Genomic DNA, 26,776 nt, shown 5'->3' with positions numbered 1-26,776 from the left:
TTCTGGATGGGCGCAACAATACTGCATTCTTGGCCGGTGTGGGAGGAGGGCGGCGGACCATTCAACCTCTGCATTGGCTAATGCACCGCTATCGCGGGCAAGCCCGGCTCCCACATTGGAATGCATTCCAAGTGTGGGAGCTGGCTTGCCTGCGATAGCCACGCCACGGTTTTACAGGTGCAACGCGTGGCCCAACGCCCGCAGCGCGGCTTCCTGCACCGCTTCACCCAGGGTCGGGTGGGCATGGATGGTGCCGGCCACATCCTCCAGGCGCGCACCCATTTCCAGGCTCAGGCCGAACGCGGTCGACAGCTCGGACACTCCGGCCCCCACGGCTTGCCAGCCAACAATCAAGTGATTGTCACGTCGCGCCACCACCCGCACGAAGCCGGCTTTGGACTCCAGCGTCATGGCCCGGCCATTGGCGGCGAAGGGGAAGCTCGACACAATGCAATCCAGGCCGGCAGCCTTGGCCTCGTCCGGGGTCTTGCCGACCACCACCAGTTCCGGGTCGGTAAAGCACACCGCCGGAATTGCCGCCGGGTTGAATTCGCGGGCCTTGCCGCTGATCAGTTCGGCAACCATTTCGCCCTGGGCCATGGCCCGGTGCGCCAGCATCGGCTCGCCGCTGAGGTCGCCGATGGCGTACACGTTGCGCATGCTGGTCTGGCAGCGGCTGTCGATCTTGATCGCCACGCCGTTCATGTCCAGGTTCAGCGCTTCGAGGTTCCAACCCTGGGTGTTGGGTTTGCGCCCCACGGCGACCAGCACCTGGTCGGTGTCCAGCGCCAAGATGTCGCCGTTGGGGGCGCGCACCTGCAGTTTGCCGTCGGTAAAGCCGGTGACGCTGTGTTCCAGGTACAGCTTCACGCCGAGTTTCTTCAAGGATTCAGCCACCGGCAGGGTCAGCTCGGCGTCGTAGGCCGGCAGGATGTGCGCCTGGGCCTCGACCACACTGACGTCGGCACCCAGCTTGCGGTAGGCAATCCCCAGTTCCAGGCCGATATAACCACCGCCCACCACGATCAGGCGCCGGGGCACATGGGTCGGTGCCAGGGCTTCGGTGGAGGAGATAATCGGCCCGCCAATCGGCAGCATCGGCAGGTTGACGCTTGTCGAGCCGGTGGCCAGCAGCAGGTGTTCGCACTGGATGCGTTGCTCGCCCACCTCGACGGTCTTGCCGTCGATGACCTTGGCCCAGCCATGGATCACCTGCACCTTATGTTTTTTCAGCAGTGCGGCGACGCCGGTGGTCAGGCGGTCAACGATGCCGTCTTTCCATTCCACGCTCTTGCGGATGTCCAGGGTCGGTACATCCACTTCAATGCCCAGTTGCGAGCCCTGGCTATGGTGCACGGTTTGCTGGAACTGCTCGGCCACATGGATCAGCGCCTTGGAGGGAATGCAGCCGATGTTCAGGCAGGTGCCGCCCAGTGCCTGGCCTTCCACCAGGATGGTGGGGATGCCCAGTTGGCCTGCGCGAATCGCCGCCACATAACCGCCGGGGCCGCCGCCGATAATCAGCAGCGTGGTGTGCAATGTCTGAGTCATGCCCTTACTCCAGGAACAGGTTGGCGGGTTGTTCGAGCAGGCCGCGAATGGCCTGGATGAATTGCGCCGCGTCCATGCCATCGACCACGCGGTGATCGAAGGAGCTGGAGAGGTTCATCATCTTGCGCACCACAATCTGGCCCTTGATCACCATCGGCCGCTCAACGATACGGTTGACGCCGACGATGGCCACTTCCGGCAGGTTCAGCACCGGCGTGCTGACAATGCCGCCCAAGGCGCCAAGGCTGGTCAGGGTGATGGTGGAACCGGACAGCTCATCGCGGCTGGCCTTGCCTGTGCGTGCGGCATTGGCCAAACGCGCGATTTCTTCGGCAGTGCCCCACAGGCTGCGGGCTTCGGCGTGACGTACCACCGGCACCATCAGGCCCACGTCGCTCTGGGTGGCGACGCCCACGTGCACGGCACCGAGGCGAGTGATGACCTGGGCTTCGTCGTCGTAACGCGCATTGATCTGCGGGAAGTCGCGCAAGGCTACCACCATGGCCCGCACGATAAACGGCAGCAGGGTCAGCTTGCCGCGTGTCGCACCGTGCTTCTCGTTGAGATGCACGCGCAACTCGTCGAGGGCGGTGACGTCGATTTCTTCCACGTAGCTGAAATGCGCGGCGCGCCGGGTGGCGTCCTGCATGCGCTGGGCGATCTTGCGGCGCATGCCGATCACCGGGATTTGGTGTTCGTCGTTGCGCTCGGCGTAAGGGTTGGCGGCACTGGCGCCCGTTGCCGTGCCCTGGCGCAAGTAAGCCTCCAGGTCTTCATGCAGAATTCGGCCGGCAGGCCCTGTGCCCTGGACCAGGCGCAGTTGAATCCCGGCATCCAGCGCGTGTTTGCGCACGGCAGGCGAGGCCAATGGGCGTTCGCTGGCTTCACGGGCCACGGGCGCTTGCGGCGCTTTCACTGCTGCAGCGGGCTTGCTTTCTACCGGCGCCTGTACCGGTTTGGCTTCGGCCACAGGCGGCGCGGCCTTCGCCGGCTCGGCAACCACGGGTACATCCTTGGTATTGCCTGCGCCTTCTACTTCAATGCTGATCAAAATACTGCCCACTGCCATGACCTCACCCGGCTCGCCGCCGAGGGAAATCACTTTGCCGTGGACCGGCGAGGGAATATCCACCATCGCCTTGTCGGTCATCACATCCGCCAGCACCTGATCTTCAACCACCAGGTCGCCGACCTTTACATGCCATACCGACAATTCAACTTCCGCGATGCCCTCGCCAATGTCCGGCATCTTGATAACGTGCGTGCCCATTCAGACCTCCATGACCCGTTTCAACGCCGCGCCCACTCGGGACGGCCCTGGGAAATACGCCCATTCCTGCGCGTGCGGGTAGGGGGTGTCCCAACCGGTGACGCGTTCGATCGGCGCTTCCAGGTGGTGGAAGCAATGCTCTTGCACCAGCGAGACCAACTCGGCACCAAAGCCGCAGGTGCGCGTGGCCTCATGCACCACCACGCAACGGCCGGTCTTTTTCACCGACTTGACGATGGTCTCCAGGTCCAGCGGCCACAGGCTGCGCAGGTCGATGACCTCGGCGTCGATGCCGGTTTCTTCAGCGGCGACTTGCGACACATACACGGTGGTGCCGTAGGTCAGCACGGTCACGGCCGAACCCGGACGCACGATGGCGGCCACATCCAGCGGCACGGTGTAGTAACCGTCCGGCACCTGGGCTTGGGGGTGTTTGGACCACGGCGTTACCGGGCGGTCGTGGTGGCCATCGAAAGGGCCGTTATACAGGCGCTTGGGTTCGAGGAAGATCACCGGGTCATCGTTTTCGATGGAGGCGATCAGCAGGCCCTTGGCGTCATAGGGGTTGGACGGCATCACCGTGCGCAGGCCGCAGACCTGGGTGAACACCGCTTCGATACTCTGGCTGTGGGTCTGGCCGCCATAGATGCCGCCACCGCAGGGCATGCGCATGGTCAAGGGCGCAGTGAACTGGCCGGCCGAGCGATAACGCAGGCGTGCCGCTTCGGAAATGATCTGGTCGGTGGCGGGGTAGACGTAGTCGGCGAACTGGATTTCCGCTACCGGGCGCAGGCCGTAAGCGCCCATGCCCACGGCCACGCCGACGATGCCGCTTTCCGAGATGGGGGCGTCAAACACCCGCGAGCTGCCGTACTTGGTCTGCAAGCCTTCGGTGCAACGGAACACGCCGCCGAAGTACCCGACGTCCTGGCCGAACACCACCACGTTGTCGTCACGCTCAAGCATCACATCCATGGCCGAGCGCAGGGCCTGGATCATGGTCATGGTGGTGGTGGTCATGGCGGTTTCCAGTTCGATGCTGTTGTTGTGGTCGTTCATGTCACACCCCCAACTCTTGACGCTGGCGCTTCAGGTGCTCCGGCATCTCTTTATAGACGTCCTCGAACATGGTCGCGGCGCTTGGAATCTGGCCACCGGCGAGGGTGCCGTACTGTTCGGCTTCCTTCTGCGCCTTGACCACTTCGGCTTCAAGTTCGGCACTGACCGCCGCGTGTTCCTCTTCGGACCACTGGCCAATTTTGATCAGGTGCTGCTTGAGGCGGGCAATCGGATCGCCCAGCGGGAAGTGGCTCCAGTCGTCGGCGGGACGGTACTTGGATGGGTCATCGGAGGTGGAGTGTGGGCCGGCGCGGTAGGTGACCCACTCGATCAGGGTGGGCCCCAGGTTGCGGCGCGCACGCTCGGCAGCCCAGGCCGAGGCGGCGTACACGGCGATAAAGTCGTTGCCGTCCACGCGCAGGGAAGCGATGCCGCAACCGACGCCGCGTCCGGCGAAGGTGGTGGCTTCACCGCCGGCGATGGCCTGGAAGGTGGAAATCGCCCACTGGTTGTTGACCACGTTGAGAATCACTGGCGCGCGGTACACGTGGGCGAAGGTGAGGGCGGTGTGGAAGTCCGATTCAGCAGTGGCGCCGTCGCCGATCCAGGCCGAGGCGATCTTGGTATCGCCCTTGATCGCTGAGGCCATGCCCCAGCCCACGCCCTGCACGAATTGGGTGGCAAGGTTGCCGGAAATAGTGAAGAAGCCCGCCTCCTTGACCGAATACATGATCGGTAACTGGCGGCCCTTGAGCGGGTCGCGCTCGTTGGACAGCAGTTGGCAGATCAGGTCCACCAGCGGCACCTCGCGGGCCATCAGGATGCTTTGCTGGCGATAGGTGGGGAAGCACATGTCGTCGATATTCAAGGCCAGGGCCTGGGCGCTGCCGATGGCTTCTTCGCCAAGGCTTTGCATGTAGAACGACATTTTTTTCTGACGCTGGGCGACCACCATGCGGTTGTCGAAAATGCGCGTCTTGAGCATGGCGCGCATGCCGCGGCGCATGATCTCGGTGGAGACACCCTCGGCCCACGGGCCAAGGGCCTGGCCCTGATCGTCGAGCACGCGGATCAGGCCCTTGGCCAGGTCGGCGGTGTCGGCCGGTTCTACGTCGATGGCGGGTTTGCGTACCAGGCCGGCGTCGGTCAAACGCAGGTAGGTAAAGTCGGTCTTGCAGCCTGGGCGGCCCGAGGGTTCGGGAACATGCAGGCGCAGCGGTGCATACGGCTGGGTCATGGCTTTCTACGCTCTATCTTGTGAATTTCTTGTAGTGGGCGCGCTAGCTGACAGTCAGTCTTCGGGTAGAAGAAATCTTGTCCTACAACAATCATAGGCGTGGCGTAGAAGAATATTTATCTGTGTTTCATTGCGCTCACGGTCATTTGCGGATAAAAAAACTGCATAAACATAATAAACAGGTGATTTTGTCTCATGCGCAAACTGGACCGTACCGATATCGGCATTCTCAACGCCCTGCAGGAGAATGCCCGGATCACCAATGCCGACCTGGCCCGCTCGGTCAACCTGTCGCCCACGCCGTGTTTCAACCGGGTCAAGGCGATGGAAGAACTGGGGCTGATTCGTGAGCAGGTCACGCTGCTGGATGCTGATTTGCTGGGGCTGCACGTCAATGTGTTCATCCATGTGAGCCTGGAAAAACAGAACGAGCTGGCGCTGCAGCAATTCGAAGGGGCGATCTCGGATCGGCCTGAGGTGATGGAGTGCTACCTGATGGCCGGCGACCCGGACTATTTGATCCGGGTGTTGGTGCCCACGATCCAGTCCCTGGAGCGCTTTATGATGGACTTTTTGACCAAGGTGCCGGGGGTGGCGAACATTCGCTCCAGCTTTGCCTTGAAGCAAGTGCGCTACAAAACCGCATTGCCATTGCCGGCCAACGGCATCAGCCTCGGTTCCTGATTCAACACGGGACAAAATGTGGGGCTTGCCTGGGATGACGGCCTGCCAGCCGACGCCAATCTACCTGACACCCAACGATCCAACTGTGGGAGCTGGCTTGCCTGTGATGGCGGCCTGACAGCCGACGCCAATCTACCTGACACCCCCGCAGTCCAAATGTGGGAGCTGGCTTGCCTGCGATGACGGCCTCCCAGGCGACACATATCTACCTGACACCCCCGCAATCCAACTGTGGGAGCGGGCTTGCTCGCGAAGGCGGCCTGGCAGGCGACACAGTTGGATTGTGTACATATCCATTCCTGCGGTAACGGCCACCTAGGGTTCCGCTTTTACAGCGGGTCACTTTTGGAAAAGAGCCCCAAAAGTAACCAAAAGGGCTCTTGCCCCACCACTCGGCACCTCGCCCAGGCTCGGTGTGCCCGTAATCCGCCAGTGATTTGGGGGGCCGCCGCCACGCGCCATCCATGGCGCGGGGCGGCTAAACCGGCATCCCTGCCGGTTTACCCCCCAAATCCCTGTCGAATTCCGGCCATCGTGGTTTAACGGGGCGCCTAAGATCAACAGCAGATCAAGATCAAGATCAAGAGCGGCTCGCTTCGCATCGTGGTTACCGTTTGCTGCGACAGCCTAAAAAGTTGTGTAGATACCTATGGCTATCGCAGTTCAAGCCAGCTCCCACAGGGGATCGGTGTTTCTAGAGTTGGTTGAGGGGGATTTTCAGGTACGTCACGCCGTTCTCTTCCGCCGGCGGCATATTCCCCGCTCGCACATTCACCTGGATCGCCGGCAGCAACAAGGTCGGCATTCCCAACCCGGCATCACGCTGGGTGCGCATCTCTACAAACGCCGCTTCATCCACGCCGTCATGCACATGGATATTGCCCGCCCGCTGTTCCGCCACGGTGGTCTGGCATTTGGCTTCTCGACCCTCGGGCGGGTAGTCATGACACACGTACAACTTGGTGTCCGAAGGGAACGCCAACAGCTTGCGCATCGATGCGTACAACTGCCGCGCATCGCCGCCGGGGAAGTCGCAACGGGCGGTGCCGACGTCGGGCATGAAAAGGGTGTCGCCCACCAGGATCAAGCGGCCATCGATCAAATAGGCCATGTCGGCGGGGGTGTGTCCGGGCACATGCAACGCCTGGGCCTTCAAGTTGCCGATATGAAAGATGTCATCCGGCGCAAACAGGTGATCGAACTGCGAGCCGTCCACGCGAAATTCCGGCTCGAGGTTGAACAGGTTTTTGAACACGCCCTGCACCTTGCTGATCGACTCGCCTATCGCGATCTTGCCGCCCAAGGTGCGACGCAGGTAGGGCGCGGCGGACAGGTGGTCAGCGTGGGCGTGGGTTTCCAGCAGCCATTGCACGTGCAGGCCATGCTCGCGCACAAAGGCAATCACCTTGTCGGCTTGCGTCGTGTCGGTGCGCCCGGACGCCGGGTCGTAATTGAGCACCGAGTCGACGATGGCGCAAGGGCCGCCATCGGCTTCATAGACGATATAGGTGTAGGTCGACGATGCGTCATCCAGAAAGGCTTGAATCAACGCTGGCATGGCGGCTGTCTCTGCTGAAGAAAAAAGTGGTTACAATCAGTTTACGTTTACACATAATGTTTTGAGCTTAAGTGACTTAAAGGACCCGAGGCAAATGGAATCTACGTTGAGTGAGGGCGAGGTCGCCCAGCTGCGTGCATCGGCGTCCAAGGCCTGTGCCTTGCTCAAGGCCCTGGCCAATGAAGACCGCTTGTTGATCCTGTGCCAGTTGACCCAGGGCGAGCGCAACGTCGGCGAGCTGGAAGCCCTGACCGGGGTACGCCAGCCCACCCTGTCACAACAGTTGGGCATCTTGCGCGATGAAGGGTTGGTCGCCACCCGTCGGGAAGGCAAATACATTTTCTACGGGCTGGCCAGCCATGAAGTGATTCAAGTGATGAAGACCCTGTCCGGACTGTATTGCGGCGCGGTCATAAAAAGCTGGGCGTGACGCCATCCGGCAGCGACCCTTGTGTGCATTGACTCAAAAAGGCAGTAGACAATGACCGAACAACACTGGGGACCCACCATCAGTGGCGATATCGTAGTCATCGGCGGCGGCTCGGCAGGCATCGGCCTGCTGGCCAGCCTGCTCAAGCGCGACCCGCAGCTGAACATCACCCTCATCGAACCTAACGACTACCACTGCTACCAGCCCGCCTGGACCCTGGTCGGCGGCGGCGCCTACGACCTGCAAAAGACCCGCCGGCCCCTGGCCGATGTGCTACCCAATGGCGTCAGCTGGGTGCAGGCCGCCGTCAGCGAAGTGCTGCCCGATGAAAACACCCTGGTGCTCGACAGCGGCCAGCGCGTCACCTGGAAGAACCTCATCGTCTGCCCCGGCCTGCGCCTGGCCTGGGAAAAAATCGAAGGCCTGCAAGACACCCTCGGCCAGCACGGCGTCACCTCCAACTACAGCTACGAGCACGCCGCGTACACCTGGCAGCTGGTGCAGCAGCTCAAGGGCGGCAAGGCGTTGTTCACCCAGCCGGCGATGCCGATCAAATGTGCCGGCGCGCCGCAAAAAGCCCTGTACCTGTCCTGCGACCACTGGCTCAAGCAGGGCGACCTCAAACACATCGACGTCGAATTCAACCTAGCCGGTGCCGCGTTGTTCGGTGTGCCAACCTTTGTGCCGCCATTGATGAAGTACGTGGAGAAATACAACGCGCGCCTGGCGTTCAATTCCAACCTGGTGAAAGTCGACGGCCCGGCGCGCAAAGCCTGGTTTGAAGTCAAAGACGCCGAAGGCAACGCGACGGTCGAAGAGAAAACCTTCGACATGCTCCACGTCGTACCGCCGCAGTTGTCCCCGGACTTTATCCGCCAGAGCCCGCTGGCCGATGCCGCCGGCTGGTGCGAAGTGAACCCCCACAGCCTGCAACACCTGCGCTACCCACATATCTTCGGCCTTGGCGATGTGTGCGGCACCACCAACGCCAAGACTGCTGCGGCGGTGCGCAAGCAAATCGTGGTGGTGGCGGAAAACCTGCTGGCCCTGCGCAAACAGGCGCCATTGCCGCTCAAATACGACGGCTACGGTTCCTGCCCACTGACGGTGGAAAAGGGCAAGGTGGTGCTGGCCGAGTTTGGCTACGGCGGCAAGTTGCTGCCGACCTTTCCCCTCGATCCCACGCAGGCACGCCGTTCGATGTGGTTCCTCAAGGCCACGCTGCTGCCGTGGTTCTACTGGAACGGCATGCTCAAGGGCCGTGAGTGGCTGACCCGCCTGAGCAAGGTGGACTGAATGCTGCTGGCCAGTGTGTTGGGTGTATTGATGGGCCTGGTCATGGGCCTGACCGGCGCGGGCGGCGGCATCCTCGGGGTGCCGGCGCTGGTGCTGGGGCTGGGCTTGACCATGACCCAGGCCGCGCCCGTGTCGTTGCTGGCGGTGGGTGCGGCGGCAGCGGTGGGGGCCATTGATGGCTTGCGTCATGGCCTGGTACGTTACCGCGCGGCGTTGCTGATCGCCTTGCTTGGCGCGTTGTTTTCGCCGTTGGGTGTGTTCGTCGCCCATCAACTGTCGGAGCCGGTGCTGATGGGACTGTTCAGCGCGCTGATGGTGCTGGTGGCCTGGCGCATGCTGCAACGGGAAAAGCGCGAGGCCGGGCCGAGTGACCATGGCTCGGCGTCGTGGGGCCAGAAGAACTGCATGCTCAACCAGGAGACCGGGCGCCTGGCCTGGACCGCCAAGTGCAGCGCCACTTTGGCAGCGTTGGGGGCGGTGACCGGCGCCGTGTCGGGTTTGCTGGGCGTGGGTGGCGGCTTCCTGATCGTGCCGGCGTTCAAGCAGCTCACCGATGTGCAGATGCGTGGCATCGTCGCCACGTCGTTGATGGTGGTCAGCCTGCTGTCGCTGATCGGCGTGGCCGGTGCGTTTCATGCGGGCGTGAGCATCGAGCCGGTGGGCTGGGTGTTTATTGGTGCGAGCGTCGTCGGCATGTTGGCGGGAAGGCGGTTGTGTTCGGTGATTCCCGCACGGGCCTTGCAAGTGGGGTTTGCCAGTTTGTGCGTCGTAGTGGCTGTTGGCATGTTACTCAAGGCCGTCCTATAAGGTTAAAAGCTTCTACTTGTGACTGTGTCCACCTGAGGATCAAATGCGTCCACGAGATGGCAACATGAACGCCTCTCAGGTTACTGTTCCTCTGTGTAACGGATTCACCGGCCTTGCACCCCGGCTTACCAAGGTCACCGAATGGATAAATACACCCCCCACACCTGGCAACCCCACGAGCGGCCGAGCCTGCCTGGCTCGCCGTCGACGCCGCTGCACCCTACGCATAAGCGCTGGCTCTTCGCGCTGGTCGGCGTGCTGGTGGCAATCACCGGCGGCTTGGGTAACGCCCTGGTCATCGCCAACCTGCAATACCTGCAAGGCGCCCTGGGCGCGACCACCGCGGAAATGGCCTGGCTGCCCGCCGCCTATGTGATGACCAACGTGTGCATGAACCTACTGCTGGTGAAGTTTCGCCAGCAGTTCGGCCTGCGTGCGTTTACCGAGGTGTTCCTGGTGCTCTACGCGCTGGTGACCTTCGGCCACTTGTTCGTCAATGACCTCAGTTCGGCAATTGCGGTACGGGCCGCCCATGGCATGGTGGGTGCGGCGCTCAGTTCGTTGGGCTTGTACTACATGATCCAGGCATTCCCGGCCAAGTGGCGGCTGAAAGCGCTGGTACTGGGGCTGGGCACCGCGCAGTTGGCGTTACCGCTGGCGCGGCTGTTTTCCGAAGACTTGCTGCAAATCGCTGAATGGCGCGGGCTGTATTTGTTCGAACTAGGCCTGGCGCTGATCTGCCTGGGCTGCGTGTTCCTGCTCAAGCTGCCGCCGGGTGATCGCTTCAAGACCTTTGAAAAACTCGATTTTCTAACCTTTGCCATCCTCGCCAGCGGCGTAGCCTTGCTCTGCGCTGTGCTGTCCCTGGGGCGTATTGACTGGTGGCTGGAAGCGCCGTGGATCGGCGTGGCCTCCGCCTGTTCCCTGGTGCTGATCATGGCGGGGCTCGCTATCGAGCATAACCGCAGCAACCCGATGCTGATGACGCGCTGGCTGGGCAGCGGCGTGATGATCCGCCTGGCGTTGGCGGTGGTGCTGATTCGCATGGTGCTGTCCGAGCAATCCACCGGTGCGGTGGGGTTCATGCAGATGTTGAACATGAGCTACCAGCAGATGCACACCCTGTACGTGGTGATGCTGGCCGGGGCGATTGCCGGGCTGGTGGTCAGCGCGTTGACGATCAACCCGGCGCATTTGCTGATGCCGCTGATCATCTCCCTGGCGCTGATGGCTACCGGTTCGGTGATGGACAGTTTTTCCAGCAACCTGACCCGTCCGCAGAACCTCTATATCAGCCAGTTCCTGCTAGGCTTCGGCGGTACATTCTTCCTGGGGCCGACCATGGTGCTGGGCACCAAAAACGTACTGACCAACCCGCGCAACCTGGTGAGCTTCTCGGTGATGTTCGGGATCTGCCAGAACCTTGGCGGCCTGATCGGCGCGGCGTTGCTGGGCACCTTCCAGATTGTGCGCGAGAAGTACCATTCGAGCATGATCGTCGAGCACCTGACCCTGATCGATCCGCTTGTGGCGGCGCGGGTGCAGAGTGGTGGGGCGGCCTATGGCAAGATCGTCGCTGACCCGGAACTGCGCAACCTCATGGGCATCCGCAGCCTGGCCACGGCGGCCACCCGTGAGGCGAACGTCATGGCTTACAACGATGTCTTCATGCTGATCGCGATTATCGCGATCCTGACCATGCTGTGGATCTTCACCCGCAGCCTGTGGCTGATGAGCACTACCAAGGCAACTCCTCCTGTTCAACCCAGCGGCGCGACTTCATGACTGAACCTTCAACCACCACCACGACTGCCATTGCCGCCACGCCGGAAGGCAGCACGCCACCGGGCGCGGTGCCCACCCAACTGCGGTCCTTGCGCGTGCGGATCATCTCGTCCCTGGGCTTTGCCGCCATCGCCATCATCGGTGTGCTGATCGTGTTGTACGCCTGGCAACTGCCGCCGTTCAGCAGCGCGGTGGAAACCACGGAAAACGCCCTGGTGCGTGGGCAGGTGACGATTATCGGCCCGCAACTCAGTGGCTATGTGTTCGAAGTGCCGGTGCAGGACTTCCAGTACGTCAAGACCGGCGACCTGCTGGTGCGCCTGGATGACCGTATCTACAAGCAACGCCTCGACCAGGCCCTGGCACAACTGGCGGTGCAGAAGGCCTCGTTGGCCAACGTGGTACAGCAACGCAACAGCGCCGAAGCGACCATCAAGCTGCGCCAGGCCGCGTTGGTCGACAGTCAGGCTCAGGCACGCAAGAGCACTGCGGATTTGCGCCGCAATGAAGAACTGATCAGCGATGGTTCGGTGTCCAAACGCGAACTGGACGTGACCCGTGCCGCCAACGCGCAGACCATCGCTGCCGTGGCCCAGGCCCAGGCCAGCCTGGAAATTGCGCGCCAGGATTTGCAGACGGTGATCGTCAACCGCGGCTCCCTGGAGGCAGCTGTCGCGAGCGCCGAGGCGGCGGTGGAACTGGCGCGCATCGACCTGTCCAATACCCGCATCACGGCGCCACGGGATGGTCAGCTGGGGCAGATTGGCGTGCGCCTGGGCGCTTATGTCAATTCCGGCGCGCAACTGATGGCGCTGGTGCCCAAGCAGTTGTGGGTGATTGCCAATATGAAAGAAACCCAGATGGACAATGTGCAGGTCGGCCAGCCGGTGACGTTCACCGTGGATGCGCTGAACCACCGCAAATTCCATGGCACGGTGCAGCATATTTCCCCGGCCACCGGTTCCGAGTTCAGCCTGTTGCAGGCGGACAACGCCACCGGCAACTTCGTCAAGATCGCCCAGCGGGTGCCCGTGCGCATCACCGTGGATCCGGATCAAGCCGAGAGTGAGCGCTTGCGGCCGGGGTTGTCGGTGGTGGTGAGTATCGACACGGCAGGGCGTCTCAAAAATTCACCGCCCTGACACTGGCACGCTTGGCGTGTATTTCAGGTTGAAATTGAGGTGGGTTGACTGGCCTTGCTCCAACAGTTTCAGGCCAGGCTTGCCCGCCAGGTGATGGGCATTCACTGGATGGCTCACCGGCTCGATGCAGAAAAACTCCAACCCCGGCGGGCAGTACAACAGGAAATAATCGGCGCCGCTGGCCTGGCATTCGAGACGGTAGCCAAGCTCCGGTTGTTCGATCAGGCAGTGCCCATCCCAGCCGCAAAAGCCGTTGTCCACCAGCCCCTCTGGCAAACCTTTGAGTTGCCGGAAATCCCAGGCCTCGGGAACCGGTGCCAACTCGGTGGGCAGCTTGGCTGCATCACTCATCCACACGTGCCCAGCCCTGGCCTGTAGCCGCGTACCCGGCCGGCGCGGTAAGTACGGATGCAAGCCCAGCCCATGCCACGCGGGTTGCTCGGCCAAGTGAGTTACACACAATTGGATATTCAACTCACCGTTGTTCAAGCGCAACCGCTGGCGGGCGTGATAGGCGAAGGGTGTGGCGCATTCCAATTCCAGCACCACTTCATGCGTGGTATGGCTCACCACCTGCCATGCCTGCTGCCAGGCCGAGCCGTGAATCGGTAAAGGATCAGTGAGGCTATTAGCTGCCAGTGCCAGCCAACCACCGGGGTTGTCGAACCCGCCTTGGGCGATTCGGTTGGACCAGGGTGCCAAGGGATAGCAACCCAGCTTGCCCGGCAGCACGGTATTGATCGCCTGTGCATCGCTGTGCCGTAACAGCGGCTGCCCGGTGGCGCGCACCGTCCAGTTGACGAGGCTGCCGCCGATGGCGGGGGCGAGCACCAGATGGGTGAATTGATCCGAAAGCTCAATCACGATTGACCTGCCTGATGAAGTCAAAACAAACACTGAGGATGCAAGTGTGGGAGCTGGCTTGCCTGCGATAGCGACCTGTCAGTCAATGCATTCATGACTGATAGGTCGCTATCGCAGGCAAGCCAGCTCCCACAGTTGCTCACTTTTGTTTCTGAAAGAAGGTTTACAGCACCAAATGGGGCAACCACAGCGACAACGCCGGGATGTAGGTCACCGCAATCAGCACCAAGAACAACACCGCATAAAACGGCAGCAGTGCCTTCACGGTTTTCTCGATACTGGTCTTGCCCACCGCCGCACCAACGAACAGCACCGCGCCCACCGGCGGGGTAATCAGGCCGATGCCCAGGTTCACCAGCATGATCATGCCAAAGTGCACCGGGTCGACGCCGATGCCCAGGATCACCGGCATCAGGATCGGCGTGAGGATCAGAATCAGCGGCGCCATGTCCATCACCGTGCCCAGCAACAACAGCATGACGTTGATGCACATCAGGATCACGTAGCGGTTGTCTGACAGGGTCAGGAACAGCGTGGTGATCTTCGCCGGGATCTGCATCAGGGTCATGATGTAGCCGAAGCTGGCGGCGAAGGCGATCAGGATCATCACGATGGAAATGGTGCGCACCGTGCGGTGCATCAGCTTGGGCAGCTCGCGCCATTTGTAGTCGCGGTAGATGAACATGGTCACGAAGAATGCCCACAACACCGCAATCGCAGCCGACTCGGTGGCGGTGAAGATGCCCGAGAGGATGCCGCCGAGGATGATCACCATGGCCATCAGGCCCCAGAGCGCATCGGCGGCGATCTTCAGCGCCTGCTTCAAGGGGATGACTTCGCCTTTGGGGTAGTCGCGCTTTTTCGCGAAGATCAGGCAGAGCACCATCAGGCACGCGCTCATCAACAAGCCCGGCACCACTCCGGCCATGAACAGCGAGGCGATGGAGACCGTGCCGCCCGCCGCCAGTGAGTACAACACCGAGTTATGGCTGGGCGGCGTCAGCAGCGCCTGCACCGAACCGCTGACGGTCACGGCGGTGGCGAATTCGCGCGGATAACCCCGCCGTTCCATTTCCGGAATCAGCACCGAGCCGACCGAGGCGGTATCGGCCACGGATGAGCCGGAAATCGCGCCAAAAAACGTCGAAGCCATGATGTTGACCAGGGACAACCCGCCACGCACAAAGCCCACCAGCACCCCGGCAAAGGCCACCAGGCGCCGCGACATGCCGCCCTCGGCCATGATCGCCCCGGCCAGCACGAAGAACGGAATCGCCATCAGCGAAAACTTGTTCACCCCACCGGCAATCTGAATCATCAGGGCCTGGAACGGGATGTCGATCCACCACGCGCCAATCAGCGCCGACAGCCCCAACGCGTAGGCCACCGGCATGCCGATCAGAATCAATACAACAAAGCTGCCCAACAGAATCAATGCGTCCATATCAGGCGGCCCCTTCGTTTTCTTCAACCAAGTCGAAGCGCACCACCTTGCGGTTGCTCTGGTCACCGAGCAGCAGCTTTTCGACCACGAACACCAGGGTCAGCACGCCGCCAATCGGGATCGGCATGTAGGTGATGCCTACGCGCAGGGTGGGGATGGCGCTCATGAATTGGTTCCAGGTGGACAGGCACAGCTTGGTGCCCCAAATCGTCATGAACACGCAGATGGTGCCCATCAGCAGTTGCGAGAGGATGCCGACGAGGCGGCGTTGGACGGGCGGCAAGCGGTCAGTGATCATCGCCACCGACATGTGCGCGCCGGCACGGTAACTGGCAGCGGCGCCGATAAAGGTGAACACCAGCATCAGCAGGATGGCGGTGGGCTCCGGCCAGCTGGAACCGGTACCGAGGGCGTAGCGGGTGAAGATACCCCAGGGAATGATCAAGGCCACCCCCAGGACCGAAAGGCCGGCGACCCAGATACAGGTCATGTAAAGGCGGTCATTGAAGCGCAGCAGTAAAGTCTTCATGGCGTTCACCGTGACCGGGCGCGTCGATGCCGACCGCGCCGGGCCTTATGCAGGGGCAGGGGAGGTTATTGAACCGCGTCGATGCGCTTGATCATGTCCGCATACGGCGCACCGTATTTGGCACGCACCGCCGCAGTGGCCTCATAGAAGGGCTTTTTGTCGACAGTGATGAACTCCACGCCGGCCTTCTTGAGTTTCTCTTCACTGCTGGCGGACTTGGCGTCCCAGAGCACGCGCTCATCAGCCTGGGCGGCCTTGGCGGCGGCCTTGACCATGTCCTGCTGGGCGGGGTCGAGCTTGTTCCAGGTGATTTTCGACATCACGATGGGTTCAGGCAGGATCAGGTGTTCGGTGAGGGTGTAGTACTTGGCGTTCTGAAAGTGGTTGTGTTCCAGCAAGGTCGGCGGATTGTTTTCCGCGCCGTCGATGACCCCGGTCTGCAGGGCGCTGAAGATCTCGCCGGTGTCCATGGCAATGCCGTTGGCGCCCATGGCGTTGAAGGCTTCGATGAAAATCGGGTTGCCTTGCACGCGGATCTTCATGCCCTTGAGGTCTTCGATCTTGCGCACCGGTTTCTTGGTATAGAGGTTGCGCGTGCCGCCATCCATCCAGGCCAGGGCCACCAGGCCGAACTCGGAGTTGGTGATCTTGGCGAGGATCTCGTCGCCAATCTCGCCATCGATGACCTTGCGCATATGCGCCTGGTCGCGGAACACGAACGGCAGGTTGAACACGTTCACGTCCGGCACCACCGGGCCGACGATGCCGAGGCTGACGCGGGTCATTTGCACGGCGCCGACCTGGGCCTGTTCGACCACTTCCTTCTCGGAGCCCAGCACACCGCCGGGGAAGTACTTGAAGGTCAGCTCGCCGTTGCTCGCCTTGGTCAGGGCCTTGCCCATGTTCTCTTCGGCGACCACGGTGGGGTAGCCAGCGGGGTGGATGTCGGCGAACTTGATTTCCAGCGCGTGGGCGGCGCTGCTGAGGGTGAAGATTGCAGCGGCGAGCAAGGTGCGTTTGAAGTCCATGGAAGTCACTCCTGTCTTGTTATTGTTGTATTCAAGGCACAGCGATTAAACGATGAAGCGGGGTTCGGGCAGCCCTTGGACGCCGGGGTTGAGGGCGAACACGCCACCAGACAGCGACTGCTCACTCGGGTCGTCACGGATGGAAGTGACGTACAAGGTGTCCAGGCGGCTGCCACCGAAGGCGCACATGGTGGGTTTTTTCACGGGCACGCTCAGGGAGCGGTCCAGGCGGCCGTCGGGGCTGAAACGGTGAATCAGTCCGGCGTCGTTGGCGCAGATCCAGTAGCCGCCCTCGGCGTCCACGGCTGCACCGTCGGGCCGCCCGGGGAAGTCGTTCATATCAACGAACAGGCGGCGATTGGACGGTGTGCCGGTCTCGATGTCGTAGTCGAACGCCCAGACCTTTTGCACCTTCGGGTGCGAATCGGAAGCGTACATCGTGCGACCATCGGGGCTGAAGGCCAGGCCGTTGAGGGTGATGAACCCCTCCAGTAGCGCGTGGGGCGCAGCCCCGGACCCATAGCGATAAAGGACACCATCGGCGGCGTTCAAGCCCATGTCCAGCACCATGCTGCCGGCCCAGAAACGGCCCTGGCGATCGCAGCGGCCATCGTTCAAACGCATGTCCTTGCGCGAATGCTCGAGGCTGGCCAGCGGCACGGTGTCGAGGCTGCCGTCGTTGTGGGGCGTGAGTTGGAAGAAGCCGGTTTGCATGCCGGCGACCCAATTGCCTGCTTGAGTGCGCGCAATACAGGCGAGCATCTCTGGGGCTTTCCACGCTGCCAGATGGCCGGTAGCGGCGTTCCAGCGTTGCAAGCCACCGTTGGGGATATCCACCCAATACAGCGCGTTTTCTTCAGGCACCCACACCGGGCATTCGCCCACGGCATTGCGGGCATCGACAATCAATTCAGCAGTCATGGTCATTCCCTTGGGTTGCTGGGCACTCAGTCACCGAACGGCCCCGCCGCGCAGAACGCACCACCCTGATAGACCTTGGCCGGGTCATCGGCGGCCACGGGCGGCTGGGCTTCGACCTGGGCGCGGAACACCTCGGAGCTGTCCTTGGGGGCAAAGCCCAGATGCGCGGCGTAGCGGTTGTCCCACCAGGTATCGAGGTTGGCCGACATGCCGTACACCACGGTATGGCCGACGTTGGGCGTGTACAGCGCGCGTTCGAGCAGTTGGGTCAGGTCGTCGAAACTCAGCCAGGTGTGCATCATCCGGCGGTTCTGCGGTTGCGGGAACGAGGAGCCGATACGGATGCTCACGGTCTCGATTCCGTACCGGTCGAAGTAGAAACTGGCCATGTCTTCGCCGTAGGACTTGGACAGGCCGTAGTAACTGTCCGGGCGGCGCGGGGAGTGGGCGTCAAGTTGCTCGCCCTGTTTGTAGAAACCGATCACGTGATTGGAACTGGCGAAGATCACCCGCTTGACCCCGTGGCGGCGGGCGGCTTCGTAGATATGGAACACGCCACTGATATTCGCGCCCAGTACTTCTTCGAACGAGCGCTCCACCGAAACGCCGCCAAAGTGCAGGATGCCGTCGACGCCCTCTACCAACTGATGCACGGCGTGTTTGTCGGCCAGGTCGCAGGTGTGTACCTCTTCGCGAGCATCGGTGGCGGGGGCCATTTCAGCGATATCCGAAAGGCGCAGCACCTGGGCATAAGGACGCATGCGTTCACGCAGGACTTTGCCCAGGCCGCCGGCGGCACCAGTGAGCAACAGACGATTGAAGGGAGCGGGGGTGGTGGTGGTCATGGGTCTTCCAGATTTTTGTTGTAGGTTGTCGTATGACTATGGGGAAATAGTGTTAGGGATTCCTGGTGTTGTCAACGTCCTTCCAGGCACATGAGATCAAAGGTGGGAGCTGGCTTGCCTGCGATAGCGGTGAGTCTGAAAAGGATGTGGTAACTGACCCACCGCTATCGCAGGCAAGCCAGCTCCCACATGGATATGTCGCACCTTAGAGATCGGATTTGCCTTTGGAGCTACAACAACGAAATCGGATAGCTGATAAAAATCCGGTTCTCGTCGAACTCGTTATTGCTGAAATCCCGGCGCATGGTCGAGTTGCGCCACTTCACATTGAGGTTCTTCAGCGCACCGCTCTGCACCGTGTAGGCCAACTCCGACTCACGTCCCCACTCCTTGCCGTCGGTGATCGCTCCGGTGTGTACATTGCTGCCGCTGATATAGCGGTTCATCAGGGTGAGCCCTGGAACGCCGAGCACCACAAAGTTGAAGTCGTGGCGCACCTGCCAGGACTTTTCCTTGGCGTTGTCGTAGCTGGCGTTGTAGCTGTCGTTGGCCAGGGTGCCGCCACTGGTGCCGTTGATGCGCATCCAGGCGCTGTCGCCGCTGAGTTTTTGCAGGCCAACGTAGAAGGTGTGGCCGTTGTATTTGGCCGAGAGCAGAGCGAACAGGGTCTTGTTATCGAGGTCGCCGGCCAGGGCGCTGCCGTCTTCCTTGCCGTTGAAGAACCCGAGGTTGGCGCCCAGAGTCCAGTCGCCCAGCGGCTGGCTGTGGGTGAGGTTGAGGTACTGCTGTTGGTAGATATCAGTCAGTTCGGCGTACCACAGGCCGACCTGGGTACGTTTGTCGTTGAAGGTGTATTCGCCGCCGCCGAAGTTGAAACGGTCCGAAGTGAACGCGGCTTTGCCGTTCATGAACATGTCTTCCATGCTCGCGTCGTTGCGTGGGCTGTTGCCGCGAAACTGGCCACCGTAGAGCGTCAGGCCGGCGATTTCATTGGAGGTGACCTGGCCGCCACGAAAGGTCTGGGGCAGGGAGCGGCCATCATCGGAACGCAGGATCGGCAGCACCGGCATCCATTCGCCAACCTTCAACTCGGTCTTCGACAGCCTGGTTTTCAGCGCGACACCCAGACGCCCGAAATTGTCGGCGGGGCGGCCATCGTCATGCACCGGCAACAGTTGGGTGCCGGCGGTGCCTTTGCCGCCATCAAGCTTTTGCGAATACAGGCCCAGCACGTCAATCCCGAAACCGACCGTGCCCTGGGTAAAGCCGGACTTGGCATCAAGGATAAAATTCTGCGTCCACTCTTCGGCCTTGCCCTGGGGGTTGGTCGGGTTGGTGAAGTTGCGATTGAAGTAGGCATTACGCAGGTTGAGCGTGGCCTTGGCGTCGTCGATAAAACCTTCGGCGTTGACGCCCAGCGGCAGGGTGACGGCCAGGCTGCCGAGACCGAGAAGGCCCAGGCGCGTGCAAGAATGACGGGCGGATTGACTCACAGTGAGGCTCCCTTTGTTTTGTTGTTTTTATTATTTGTTATACGTTGTCGTACAACATTGAGCGCGATATTTGCGAGGTTTTGAGGGCGTGTCAAGCAGAAGTTATACGATGACCTGGGTGAAACGATTCAACTGATGGGGGCACGGTCAGTGTGGGAGCTGGCTTGCCTGCGATGGCGGCGAATCAGACAGTATGCAGTCACTGATCCACCGCCATCGCAGGCAAGCCAGCTCCCACGTTGATTGCATTGCACAAGACTTTTCAGCCAGCCATGACCATCGGCGGCAGGGTGCCAAGCAGGGAAACCGCAGCCACCGCTGCAATGCCCAACAGCCACTCCATCATCACGCTGGCTTTCAAACTGCCCAGGCGTTGCTCGCAGCGTTTGATACGCAACCGATTCAACAGCGCCAACCCGAGCATGCCCAGCACCAGCCCCACCTTGATCAGCAAAATCAAGGCAAACCCTTGGAACAGCGGCGTGGGCCACAGTTGCCCAGTGAGCACCCGCACGTTGATCAAGCCAGTCACCAACAGGCCGGCGACCAGGCCATAGCCCACACCACTGAAGCGATGCAGAATCGGTTCCAAGCGCTGGTCATGCGCCTGCCTGAGGATCAGCACCAACACCAGCAACCCCCCGAGCCAGGCCCCCACGCACAGCAGGTGCACCACCTGGTTAAGGATCAGCAACCGCCCACTCAGCCCGTCGAGCATGGCGCCGTGGCCTACGGGGGCCAGGGTCGCCAGCAGCAGGGCGAGCAGCGGCAAGCGCAAGGCCGGCCAGGGCTTGATCAGCACGATCACCAGCAGCAGGTTAAACAGCAGATGCCAGGTCCATACCTGGCCAAAAAAGGTTTTGCCCAGCACCAACTGCACCGTGGCCGGTTGCAGCGCCGAGTCCCAACTGCCAGCCATGCTGGCGGTGATCAACAGCAGCCACGCAACCCCGGTGAACAGCCCCAAGCCGGCCAGGCCACGGGTGATGCGCAGCAATTGCCGGTCCAGTGTCGGCTGCACGACGTGAGCGCCGAGCAGCCAGGGCCTGAACACCCAGGCCCCGAACATCAGCAACACGACGCAAAAGTGCAGGAAGCGGCACAGCACCAGCAGGGTTGCCATGGGTTATTGGCCGACCTTGAAGCTGTAAGTGCCTTCGCTTTTGTGAGTGTCGACGGACACCGCATGCCATTCGACCTTATACGTGCCGCTTGCCAGCGGAGCGGCAGGCGTGACCACCAGGGTTTTCTTGTCGGCGTCCGGGGTTTCCAGGCCCTTGATGGCAATTTCGGTGCCGTCCTTGCTCAGGGAGACCTTGGTAAAGGTGGCTTCGACGCCTTCGCTGAAGGTCAGGCGCAGGTCTGTGGGGGCGGCGACGCGGCTGTCAGCCGCAGGCTGCGCGCTCTTGAGGTGGGCGTGGGCAAACGCGGAAGAAGCGCCCAGCAGGGCAGTGAACAGGACAGCAGCGGTCAGGGACTTCTTGAGCAACATTGTTCAACACCGATCAGAGGATAGGAGCCGGCAGTGTACGAAGTTTCGGCTTGGCCTGTCGCCCCGATCTAGAGCCGGTGGTAGTCTTTAGGCCGTGTTGTTGTCAGGGAGCCCTTATGGGCAATCACAAGATCGGAATTCGTCGGGTCAACGTCGAGAAAATCCTGCTGGCGGCGGAGAAGGTCTTCGCCAACAAAGGCTATGGCAGCACCGCCATGGCCGACATCGCCGAAGAAGCGCAACTGCCGCGCTCCAACCTGCATTACTACTTCACCACCAAGAGCGAGCTGTACAGCGCGGTGCTGTTCGACCTGCTGGAATTGTGGAAGCAGGACGCCCTGAGCTTTGAAACCTTTGATGACCCCCGTGTGGTGCTCAGCAGCTACATCCGCGCCAAGATGCAGCGCTCGCGCACGCGTCCGTATGGTTCCAAGGTCTGGGCCAATGAAATCATCCACGGCGCGCCCACACTCGGCGAGGCCCTGGATGAAAGCCTGTACGACTGGGCCAAGATGAAGGAAGCGAAGATTCGCCAATGGGTGCAAGACAAACGCATCCTGCCGGTGGAGCCCTCGAGCCTGCTGTACATGATCTGGGCCTCGACCCAGCACTATGCCGACTTCGACCACCAAGTGAAGATTTTGAATGATCACCAGCCGTTGTCGGACAGGCAGTTCGAGAAGGCGATACAGACGGTGACCGGTGTGATTTTGCGCGGGATTGGCTTGGAACCCTGAGCTGATCGTTCCCACGCTCCGCGTGGGAATGCAGCCCTGGACGCTCTTGCCAGGGTGACGCGGAGTGTCACAGGATGCGTTCCCACGTGGAGCGTGGGAACGAGGGGCAAGGGTTACACCGCTTCGCGGTAAGGATTGCGCGGGTCCTGCGTCCAGTTCAAAAACGGCTTGCCGTTATCGATCGGCACCATCTCGATGCAGCCGGCCACCGGGCAGGTGACCTGGCACAGGTTGCAGCCCACGCACTCATCGTCGATCACCTCATACAGATGCGTGCCATCAGCCTGCTTCAAGCTGGCAATGGCCTGGTGCGAGGTGTCCTCGCAGGCAATATGGCAACGCCCACAGCCAATGCACGCCGCTTGATCAATCTTGGCGATGACCTGGTAGTTGATGTCCAGGTACTTCCAGTCTGTGGTATTGCCCACCGCCCGCCCGGAAAACGCCTGCAGGTTGGCATGGCCCTGGCTGTCCATCCAGCGCGACAAGCCGTCCTTCATCTCTTCAACGATGCGAAACCCATGCAGCATCGCCGCCGTGCACACCTGCACCGCGCCGCAGCCCAGGGCGACGAATTCCGCGGCGTCGCGCCAGGTACCGATGCCGCCGATGCCGCAGATCGGCAGGCCGTTGGTCTGTGGGTCCCGGGCGATTTCGGCGACCATGTTCAATGCAATCGGCTTCACCGCCGAGCCGCAGTAACCGCCATGGGTACTCTGGGTGCCGACCACCGGCAGCGCGACCATGCGTTCCAGGTCCACGCTGGTGATGGAGTTGATGGTGTTGATCAGCGACACCGCATCGGCGCCACCGCGATAGGCCGCTCGCGCCGCCACGCGGATGTCGGTGATGTTCGGCGTGAGTTTGACGATCACCGGCAGCGAGCAATAGGTCTTGCACCAGCGCGTCACTTGCTCCACGTACTCCGGCACCTGGCCGACGGCGGCGCCCATGCCCCGTTCGGGCATGCCGTGAGGGCAGCCGAAGTTCAGCTCGATGCCGTCGCAGCCGGTCGCCTCTACCAAGGGCAGGATGTTTTTCCAGGACGCTTCGACACAAGGCACCATCAGCGAGACGATCAGTGCGCGGTCCGGCCAGTCCTTTTTCACCTGGGTGATTTCCCGCAGGTTGATCTCCAGGGAACGGTCGGTGATCAGTTCGATATTGTTGATGCCCAGCACTTCGCGGTTGGCGCCATAGTGCGCGGAGTAACGCGACGACACGTTCACCGCCGCCGGATCTTCCCCCAGGGTTTTCCACACGACGCCACCCCAGCCGGCCTCGAAGGCGCGCACCACGTTGTAGGCTTTGTCGGTGGGCGGCGCGGAGGCCAGCCAGAACGGATTGGGCGCTTTGATACCGGCGAATACAATCGAGAGATCGGCCATTACGCAGCCTCCACAGTCAGCATGAGTTGGGCATGCATGGCTTCGGCGGCCCGCTTGCCATGTTGTACCGCCTGAACGGTTAGGTCCTGGCCGAGGCTGACGCAGTCGCCGCCGGCATACACCCCTGGGATGCTGGTGCGCAGTTGCTCATCGACGAAGATGCGCTCGCCGACGCGATGCAGTTGCTGGGCCAGCGGATCGTGCAGGGCGTCGTTGTCGAAGCCTTGCCCGATCGCCTTGAAGATCGCATCGGCGGCCAGTTCGAAGGTTTCCCCGGTAGGCAGCAGGCGACCGTTTTCCAGGCGGGTGCGGGCAAAGCGCATGCCGCGTACGCGGCCTTGGTCGTCGAGTAACACCTCGTCGGGTTGGGCCCAGGTCAACAGCCGGACTTGATTGGCCTTGGCGATGTCCTGTTCGTGGTGGGTTGCGCCCATGTCGGCCAGGCCACGGCGGTACACCAGGTTGACATCGCGGGCACCGAGGCGGGCCATCTGCACGGCCATGTCGATGGCGGTGTTGCCGGCGCCGAGCACGATGCAGCGGTCGGCCAGGGGCAGTTGGGTGAGGTCGTCGGCCTGGCGCAGTTCGCGGATATAGTCGGTGGCGGCGAGCAGGCCGGGGGCGTCCTCAAAGGGCAGGCCCAGCTGTTTGCTGGCAGCGAGCCCCAGGCCGAGGAACACCGAATCGAACTGCTGGTGCAGTTCGCTCAAGGTCAGGTTGTCACCCAGGCGCTGGCCGTGGCGAACCTCGATGCCGCCAATCTGCAGGAGGAAATCCAGTTCCTTCTGGGCGAAGTCGTCCACCAGTTTGTATTTGGCGATTCCGTATTCATTCAGGCCGCCGGCTTTTTCCCGCGCCTCGAATATCACCACGTCATGACCGTGCAAGGCGGCGCGGTGAGCGCAGGCCAAACCGGCAGGCCCGGCGCCGACCACGGCGATACGCTTGCCGGTGGACGCGGCGCGTTGGAACGGGTGTTCGCTGAAGTGCGCGTTGTCGATGGCGTAGCGTTGCAGCAGGCCGATCAGCACGGGGGCGCATTCTTCGGCGTTATTGCGTACGCAGGCTTGCTGGCAAAGGATTTCCGTCGGGCACACCCGTGCGCAACTACCACCGAGGATGTTGGCCGAGAGGATTTTTTGCGCGGCCCCCTGCACGTTTTCGGTGTGGATATTGCGGATGAACGAGGGGATATCGATCTCGCTGGGGCACGCATTCACACAAGGCGCGTCGTAGCAGTACAGGCAGCGCGAGGCTTCCAGTTGGGCCTGGCGTGCGTTGAGGGGCGGTGCCAGGTCGGTGAAGTGGCTGGCGAGGGTGGCCCCGTCTTCGCGGGGGTGGGGGAGGTGGGTCAGGGTCTGGATCACGGTGTTGGCCTCACGGTTATTGAGGTGCTGCCTCTGATGGGCGATCGTTCCCACGCTCTGCGTGGGAATGCCTCACTGGACGCTCCGCGTCCGCTTTTTTTGGACTCAGCGGTTCACGGCCACTGGCTTGCAAAGCGCTGCCCGCTTGCTCAACTGCTCGAACACCGACGGATACGCCGGCCGCTCCACATACCGTCCGGCCCCTCGCTCGGCGCGCAGGTCACCATCGGCCCACACCAGCTTGCCCTGGCTGATGGTATGGCTGGGCACGCCGCGCACGGTCTTGCCTTCGAAGATGTTGAAGTCCACCTGCTGATGGTGGGTCTTGGCGGAAATGGTCCGCGTGCCCTCGGGGTCCCATAGCACCAGGTCGGCATCGGCGCCCACGCGTATCGCGCCTTTACGGGGGTAGAGGTTGAAAATCTTCGCGGTGTTGGTGGAGGTCAGCGCGACAAATTCTTGCATCGATAGACGCCCGGTATTGACCCCTTCGTGCCACAGCAGCGCCATGCGGTCTTCAATGCCGGCGGTGCCGTTGGGGATCTTGCTGAAGTCGTCACGCCCGGCGGCTTTTTGCTCGGCGCAGAAACAGCAGTGGTCGGTGGCGGTGGTGTGCAGGTTGCCCGCTTGCAGGCCGTGCCACAGCGCCTCTTGATGCCCGCGTGGGCGGAATGGCGGGCTCATTACATAGCCGGCGGCGGTCTGCCAGTCGGGGTGCTGGTACACACTGTCATCGAGCAACAGGTGGCCGGCGAGCACTTCACCGTACACCGCCTGGCCTTTGCCTCGGGCATAGGTGATTTCATCCAGGGCTTCTTTCGTCGACACATGCACCAGGTACAGCGGCGTGCCGATGGTCTCGGCAATCCGGATGGCACGGCTGGCCGCTTCGCCTTCCACCTGGGACGGGCGCGACAGCGGATGGGCTTCCGGCCCGGTGATGCCCTGGGCCATCAGTTTGCGTTGCAGGTGATACACCAGCTCGCCATTTTCGGCATGCACGGTGGGCACGGCGCCGAGTTCCAGGCAGCGTTCGAAACTGGCGACCAAGGTGTCATCGGCCGCCATGATCGCGTTCTTGTAAGCCATGAAATGCTTGAAGCTGTTGATGCCGTGATGGCTGACCAACTCGGCCATTTCCTCACGTACCTGCTCACTCCACCAAGTGATCGCTACGTGAAACCCGTAGTCGGCGGCGGACTTTTCGGCCCAGCCGCGCCACTGGTGGAAAGCTTCCATCAGCGATTGCTGCGGGTTGGGAATCACGAAGTCGATGATCGACGTGGTACCACCGGCCAAGCCTGCCGCCGTGCCACTGAAAAAGTCTTCACTGGCCACCGTGCCCATGAAGGGCAGTTGCATATGGGTATGGGGGTCGATGCCGCCCGGCATCAAGTATTGGCCGCTGCCATCGAGTATTTCAGTGCCTGCGGGAATATCCAGATTCGTGCCAATGGCGCGAATTAGACCCTCTGCACATAACACATCGGCGCGGTAACTTTCATCATGGGTAATAACGGTGGCGCCACGGATCAACAGCGACATGTCGAGTTCCTCACAGGCTTGACCGGCTTGTGCCAGTTCTAAGTGTTGTAATACTGCGCACCGAGGGTCGGTTAATTCCTGTCATCGGTGACAGGAATAGAAACTAGCCCGAGTTTTTCGAATGAGCAAGCAGATTTTTCGCAAACTTTTGTGTGTTTCATCTTGTTGATATTTATAAGAAAAATCCTATTTTCACCAAAATGAAGCATGCCCACCCTGTTTTGACGCACTTGACAGGTTCTTGATCTGATCAATATTTCTTATTGCAAATCAGGCGCTTGAGATATGCCGCTTGACGCCGTCG

24 protein-coding genes are annotated in these 26,776 nt (G+C 61.6%); 7 read left to right on the top strand and 17 right to left on the bottom strand.

Going from position 1 to position 26,776, the window contains the following annotated elements; all coding sequences use genetic code 11:
- Window positions 1–171: 171 nt before the first annotated feature.
- The 4 genes from lpdA to RHM69_RS08745 are packed head-to-tail and all read right to left on the bottom strand — an operon-like array spanning window position 172 to window position 5,117.
- On the bottom strand, window positions 172–1,551 hold the full coding sequence (gene lpdA / locus RHM69_RS08760; protein ID WP_102666166.1) for a dihydrolipoyl dehydrogenase: 1,380 nt from the start codon (window positions 1,549–1,551) through the stop codon (window positions 172–174).
- A gap of 4 nt (window positions 1,552–1,555) precedes the next feature.
- Window positions 1,556–2,821, bottom strand: coding sequence for a dihydrolipoamide acetyltransferase family protein (locus RHM69_RS08755; protein WP_020301297.1), 1,266 nt, complete (start codon window positions 2,819–2,821; stop codon window positions 1,556–1,558).
- The gene (locus tag RHM69_RS08750; RefSeq protein WP_005789444.1) at window positions 2,822–3,880 is read right to left on the bottom strand and encodes an alpha-ketoacid dehydrogenase subunit beta; all 1,059 of its coding nucleotides are present in this window, start codon (window positions 3,878–3,880) and stop codon (window positions 2,822–2,824) included.
- A 1-nt stretch (window position 3,881) separates the two neighbouring features.
- On the bottom strand, window positions 3,882–5,117 hold the full coding sequence (locus RHM69_RS08745) for a 3-methyl-2-oxobutanoate dehydrogenase (2-methylpropanoyl-transferring) subunit alpha (RefSeq protein ID WP_014719015.1): 1,236 nt from the start codon (window positions 5,115–5,117) through the stop codon (window positions 3,882–3,884).
- Window positions 5,118–5,312: 195 nt separating this feature from the next.
- Here RHM69_RS08745 and bkdR point away from each other — a divergent pair, with 195 nt between their 5' ends.
- Window positions 5,313–5,801 (top strand): Bkd operon transcriptional regulator BkdR, encoded by a 489-nt coding sequence (gene bkdR, locus RHM69_RS08740; protein WP_003174877.1) that lies wholly within the window; start codon window positions 5,313–5,315, stop codon window positions 5,799–5,801.
- Between the two features lie 694 nt (window positions 5,802–6,495).
- Here the strand turns inward: bkdR and RHM69_RS08735 are convergent.
- Window positions 6,496–7,359: an MBL fold metallo-hydrolase gene (locus RHM69_RS08735; protein ID WP_014719014.1), complete on the bottom strand. Its 864-nt coding sequence runs from the start codon at window positions 7,357–7,359 to the stop codon at window positions 6,496–6,498.
- 94 nt (window positions 7,360–7,453) lie between these two features.
- Between RHM69_RS08735 and RHM69_RS08730 the strand changes: the two genes are divergently transcribed.
- From RHM69_RS08730 to RHM69_RS08710, 5 genes are all read left to right on the top strand, one after another.
- Window positions 7,454–7,789, top strand: a complete 336-nt coding sequence (locus RHM69_RS08730) for an ArsR/SmtB family transcription factor (RefSeq protein ID WP_003174875.1) — start codon at window positions 7,454–7,456, stop codon at window positions 7,787–7,789.
- Between the two features lie 51 nt (window positions 7,790–7,840).
- Window positions 7,841–9,085: an NAD(P)/FAD-dependent oxidoreductase gene (locus RHM69_RS08725; RefSeq protein ID WP_019818087.1), complete on the top strand. Its 1,245-nt coding sequence runs from the start codon at window positions 7,841–7,843 to the stop codon at window positions 9,083–9,085.
- Window positions 9,086–9,892, top strand: coding sequence for a sulfite exporter TauE/SafE family protein (locus RHM69_RS08720; RefSeq protein WP_102667022.1), 807 nt, complete (start codon window positions 9,086–9,088; stop codon window positions 9,890–9,892).
- Between the two features lie 141 nt (window positions 9,893–10,033).
- Complete coding sequence (locus tag RHM69_RS08715) at window positions 10,034–11,677, top strand: MFS transporter (protein WP_014719011.1); 1,644 nt, start codon at window positions 10,034–10,036, stop codon at window positions 11,675–11,677.
- Window positions 11,674–12,819 carry an HlyD family secretion protein gene (locus RHM69_RS08710; RefSeq protein ID WP_014719010.1) on the top strand — a complete coding sequence of 382 codons (1,146 nt, stop codon included), beginning with the start codon at window positions 11,674–11,676 and terminating at the stop codon, window positions 12,817–12,819. The genes RHM69_RS08715 and RHM69_RS08710 overlap by 4 nt, the downstream gene beginning before the upstream one ends.
- Here the strand turns inward: RHM69_RS08710 and RHM69_RS08705 are convergent.
- From RHM69_RS08705 to copC, 9 genes are all read right to left on the bottom strand, one after another.
- Window positions 12,808–13,683: an aldose 1-epimerase gene (locus tag RHM69_RS08705; protein ID WP_102667023.1), complete on the bottom strand. Its 876-nt coding sequence runs from the start codon at window positions 13,681–13,683 to the stop codon at window positions 12,808–12,810. The two genes, RHM69_RS08710 and RHM69_RS08705, sit on opposite strands and share 12 nt — an antisense overlap.
- A 163-nt stretch (window positions 13,684–13,846) precedes the next feature.
- Window positions 13,847–15,127: a TRAP transporter large permease gene (locus RHM69_RS08700; RefSeq protein WP_014719008.1), complete on the bottom strand. Its 1,281-nt coding sequence runs from the start codon at window positions 15,125–15,127 to the stop codon at window positions 13,847–13,849.
- A 1-nt stretch (window position 15,128) separates the two neighbouring features.
- Window positions 15,129–15,656, bottom strand: coding sequence for a TRAP transporter small permease (locus RHM69_RS08695; protein ID WP_054898249.1), 528 nt, complete (start codon window positions 15,654–15,656; stop codon window positions 15,129–15,131).
- 65 nt (window positions 15,657–15,721) lie between these two features.
- Window positions 15,722–16,684, bottom strand: coding sequence for a TRAP transporter substrate-binding protein (locus RHM69_RS08690; RefSeq protein WP_003192291.1), 963 nt, complete (start codon window positions 16,682–16,684; stop codon window positions 15,722–15,724).
- 45 nt (window positions 16,685–16,729) lie between these two features.
- Window positions 16,730–17,605 (bottom strand): SMP-30/gluconolactonase/LRE family protein, encoded by an 876-nt coding sequence (locus RHM69_RS08685; protein WP_102667024.1) that lies wholly within the window; start codon window positions 17,603–17,605, stop codon window positions 16,730–16,732.
- A 26-nt stretch (window positions 17,606–17,631) separates the two neighbouring features.
- Entirely contained in the window at window positions 17,632–18,450 is an 819-nt protein-coding gene (locus RHM69_RS08680) for an NAD-dependent epimerase/dehydratase family protein (protein ID WP_102667025.1), read from the bottom strand.
- Between the two features lie 230 nt (window positions 18,451–18,680).
- The gene (locus RHM69_RS08675) at window positions 18,681–19,943 is read right to left on the bottom strand and encodes an OprD family porin (protein ID WP_014719003.1); all 1,263 of its coding nucleotides are present in this window, start codon (window positions 19,941–19,943) and stop codon (window positions 18,681–18,683) included.
- A gap of 262 nt (window positions 19,944–20,205) precedes the next feature.
- Window positions 20,206–21,066 (bottom strand): copper homeostasis membrane protein CopD, encoded by an 861-nt coding sequence (gene copD / locus RHM69_RS08670; RefSeq protein WP_200599283.1) that lies wholly within the window; start codon window positions 21,064–21,066, stop codon window positions 20,206–20,208.
- A 3-nt stretch (window positions 21,067–21,069) separates the two neighbouring features.
- Window positions 21,070–21,435 (bottom strand): copper homeostasis periplasmic binding protein CopC, encoded by a 366-nt coding sequence (gene copC, locus RHM69_RS08665; RefSeq protein ID WP_200599281.1) that lies wholly within the window; start codon window positions 21,433–21,435, stop codon window positions 21,070–21,072.
- A gap of 116 nt (window positions 21,436–21,551) precedes the next feature.
- Between copC and RHM69_RS08660 the strand changes: the two genes are divergently transcribed.
- Window positions 21,552–22,172: a TetR/AcrR family transcriptional regulator gene (locus tag RHM69_RS08660; protein ID WP_014719000.1), complete on the top strand. Its 621-nt coding sequence runs from the start codon at window positions 21,552–21,554 to the stop codon at window positions 22,170–22,172.
- 113 nt (window positions 22,173–22,285) lie between these two features.
- Here RHM69_RS08660 and preA read toward each other — a convergent pair whose 3' ends face one another.
- The 3 genes from preA to hydA form a co-directional block, all read right to left on the bottom strand.
- Complete coding sequence (gene preA / locus RHM69_RS08655) at window positions 22,286–23,560, bottom strand: NAD-dependent dihydropyrimidine dehydrogenase subunit PreA (RefSeq protein WP_200599279.1); 1,275 nt, start codon at window positions 23,558–23,560, stop codon at window positions 22,286–22,288.
- On the bottom strand, window positions 23,560–24,927 hold the full coding sequence (locus RHM69_RS08650) for an NAD(P)-dependent oxidoreductase (RefSeq protein ID WP_014718998.1): 1,368 nt from the start codon (window positions 24,925–24,927) through the stop codon (window positions 23,560–23,562). The genes preA and RHM69_RS08650 overlap by 1 nt, the downstream gene beginning before the upstream one ends.
- Window positions 24,928–25,032: 105 nt before the next feature.
- On the bottom strand, window positions 25,033–26,472 hold the full coding sequence (hydA, locus tag RHM69_RS08645; protein ID WP_019818077.1) for a dihydropyrimidinase: 1,440 nt from the start codon (window positions 26,470–26,472) through the stop codon (window positions 25,033–25,035).
- Between the last annotated feature and the right edge of the window lie 304 nt (window positions 26,473–26,776).

It is taken from the genome of Pseudomonas sp. CCI1.1 (assembly GCF_034348165.1).
Lineage (GTDB): Bacteria > Pseudomonadota > Gammaproteobacteria > Pseudomonadales > Pseudomonadaceae > Aquipseudomonas > Aquipseudomonas paracarnis.
The sequence above is the reverse complement of the archived record's forward strand: the minus strand, read 5'-3'. Positions and strand labels throughout refer to the sequence as shown.

What these genes read in the sequence shown, in the direction of transcription:
- lpdA (WP_102666166.1), bottom strand. Translation starts at nt 1,551, where the DNA reads ATGACTCAGACATTGCACACCACGCTGCTGATTATCGGCGGCGGCCCC.
- RHM69_RS08755 (WP_020301297.1), bottom strand. Translation starts at nt 2,821, where the DNA reads ATGGGCACGCACGTTATCAAGATGCCGGACATTGGCGAGGGCATCGCG.
- RHM69_RS08750 (WP_005789444.1), bottom strand. Translation starts at nt 3,880, where the DNA reads ATGAACGACCACAACAACAGCATCGAACTGGAAACCGCCATGACCACC.
- RHM69_RS08745 (WP_014719015.1), bottom strand. Translation starts at nt 5,117, where the DNA reads ATGACCCAGCCGTATGCACCGCTGCGCCTGCATGTTCCCGAACCCTCG.
- bkdR (WP_003174877.1), top strand. Translation starts at nt 5,313, where the DNA reads ATGCGCAAACTGGACCGTACCGATATCGGCATTCTCAACGCCCTGCAG.
- RHM69_RS08735 (WP_014719014.1), bottom strand. Translation starts at nt 7,359, where the DNA reads ATGCCAGCGTTGATTCAAGCCTTTCTGGATGACGCATCGTCGACCTAC.
- RHM69_RS08730 (WP_003174875.1), top strand. Translation starts at nt 7,454, where the DNA reads ATGGAATCTACGTTGAGTGAGGGCGAGGTCGCCCAGCTGCGTGCATCG.
- RHM69_RS08725 (WP_019818087.1), top strand. Translation starts at nt 7,841, where the DNA reads ATGACCGAACAACACTGGGGACCCACCATCAGTGGCGATATCGTAGTC.
- RHM69_RS08720 (WP_102667022.1), top strand. Translation starts at nt 9,086, where the DNA reads ATGCTGCTGGCCAGTGTGTTGGGTGTATTGATGGGCCTGGTCATGGGC.
- RHM69_RS08715 (WP_014719011.1), top strand. Translation starts at nt 10,034, where the DNA reads ATGGATAAATACACCCCCCACACCTGGCAACCCCACGAGCGGCCGAGC.
- RHM69_RS08710 (WP_014719010.1), top strand. Translation starts at nt 11,674, where the DNA reads ATGACTGAACCTTCAACCACCACCACGACTGCCATTGCCGCCACGCCG.
- RHM69_RS08700 (WP_014719008.1), bottom strand. Translation starts at nt 15,127, where the DNA reads ATGGACGCATTGATTCTGTTGGGCAGCTTTGTTGTATTGATTCTGATC.
- RHM69_RS08695 (WP_054898249.1), bottom strand. Translation starts at nt 15,656, where the DNA reads ATGAAGACTTTACTGCTGCGCTTCAATGACCGCCTTTACATGACCTGT.
- RHM69_RS08690 (WP_003192291.1), bottom strand. Translation starts at nt 16,684, where the DNA reads ATGGACTTCAAACGCACCTTGCTCGCCGCTGCAATCTTCACCCTCAGC.
- RHM69_RS08685 (WP_102667024.1), bottom strand. Translation starts at nt 17,605, where the DNA reads ATGACTGCTGAATTGATTGTCGATGCCCGCAATGCCGTGGGCGAATGC.
- RHM69_RS08680 (WP_102667025.1), bottom strand. Translation starts at nt 18,450, where the DNA reads ATGACCACCACCACCCCCGCTCCCTTCAATCGTCTGTTGCTCACTGGT.
- copD (WP_200599283.1), bottom strand. Translation starts at nt 21,066, where the DNA reads ATGGCAACCCTGCTGGTGCTGTGCCGCTTCCTGCACTTTTGCGTCGTG.
- copC (WP_200599281.1), bottom strand. Translation starts at nt 21,435, where the DNA reads ATGTTGCTCAAGAAGTCCCTGACCGCTGCTGTCCTGTTCACTGCCCTG.
- RHM69_RS08660 (WP_014719000.1), top strand. Translation starts at nt 21,552, where the DNA reads ATGGGCAATCACAAGATCGGAATTCGTCGGGTCAACGTCGAGAAAATC.
- preA (WP_200599279.1), bottom strand. Translation starts at nt 23,560, where the DNA reads ATGGCCGATCTCTCGATTGTATTCGCCGGTATCAAAGCGCCCAATCCG.
- hydA (WP_019818077.1), bottom strand. Translation starts at nt 26,472, where the DNA reads ATGTCGCTGTTGATCCGTGGCGCCACCGTTATTACCCATGATGAAAGT.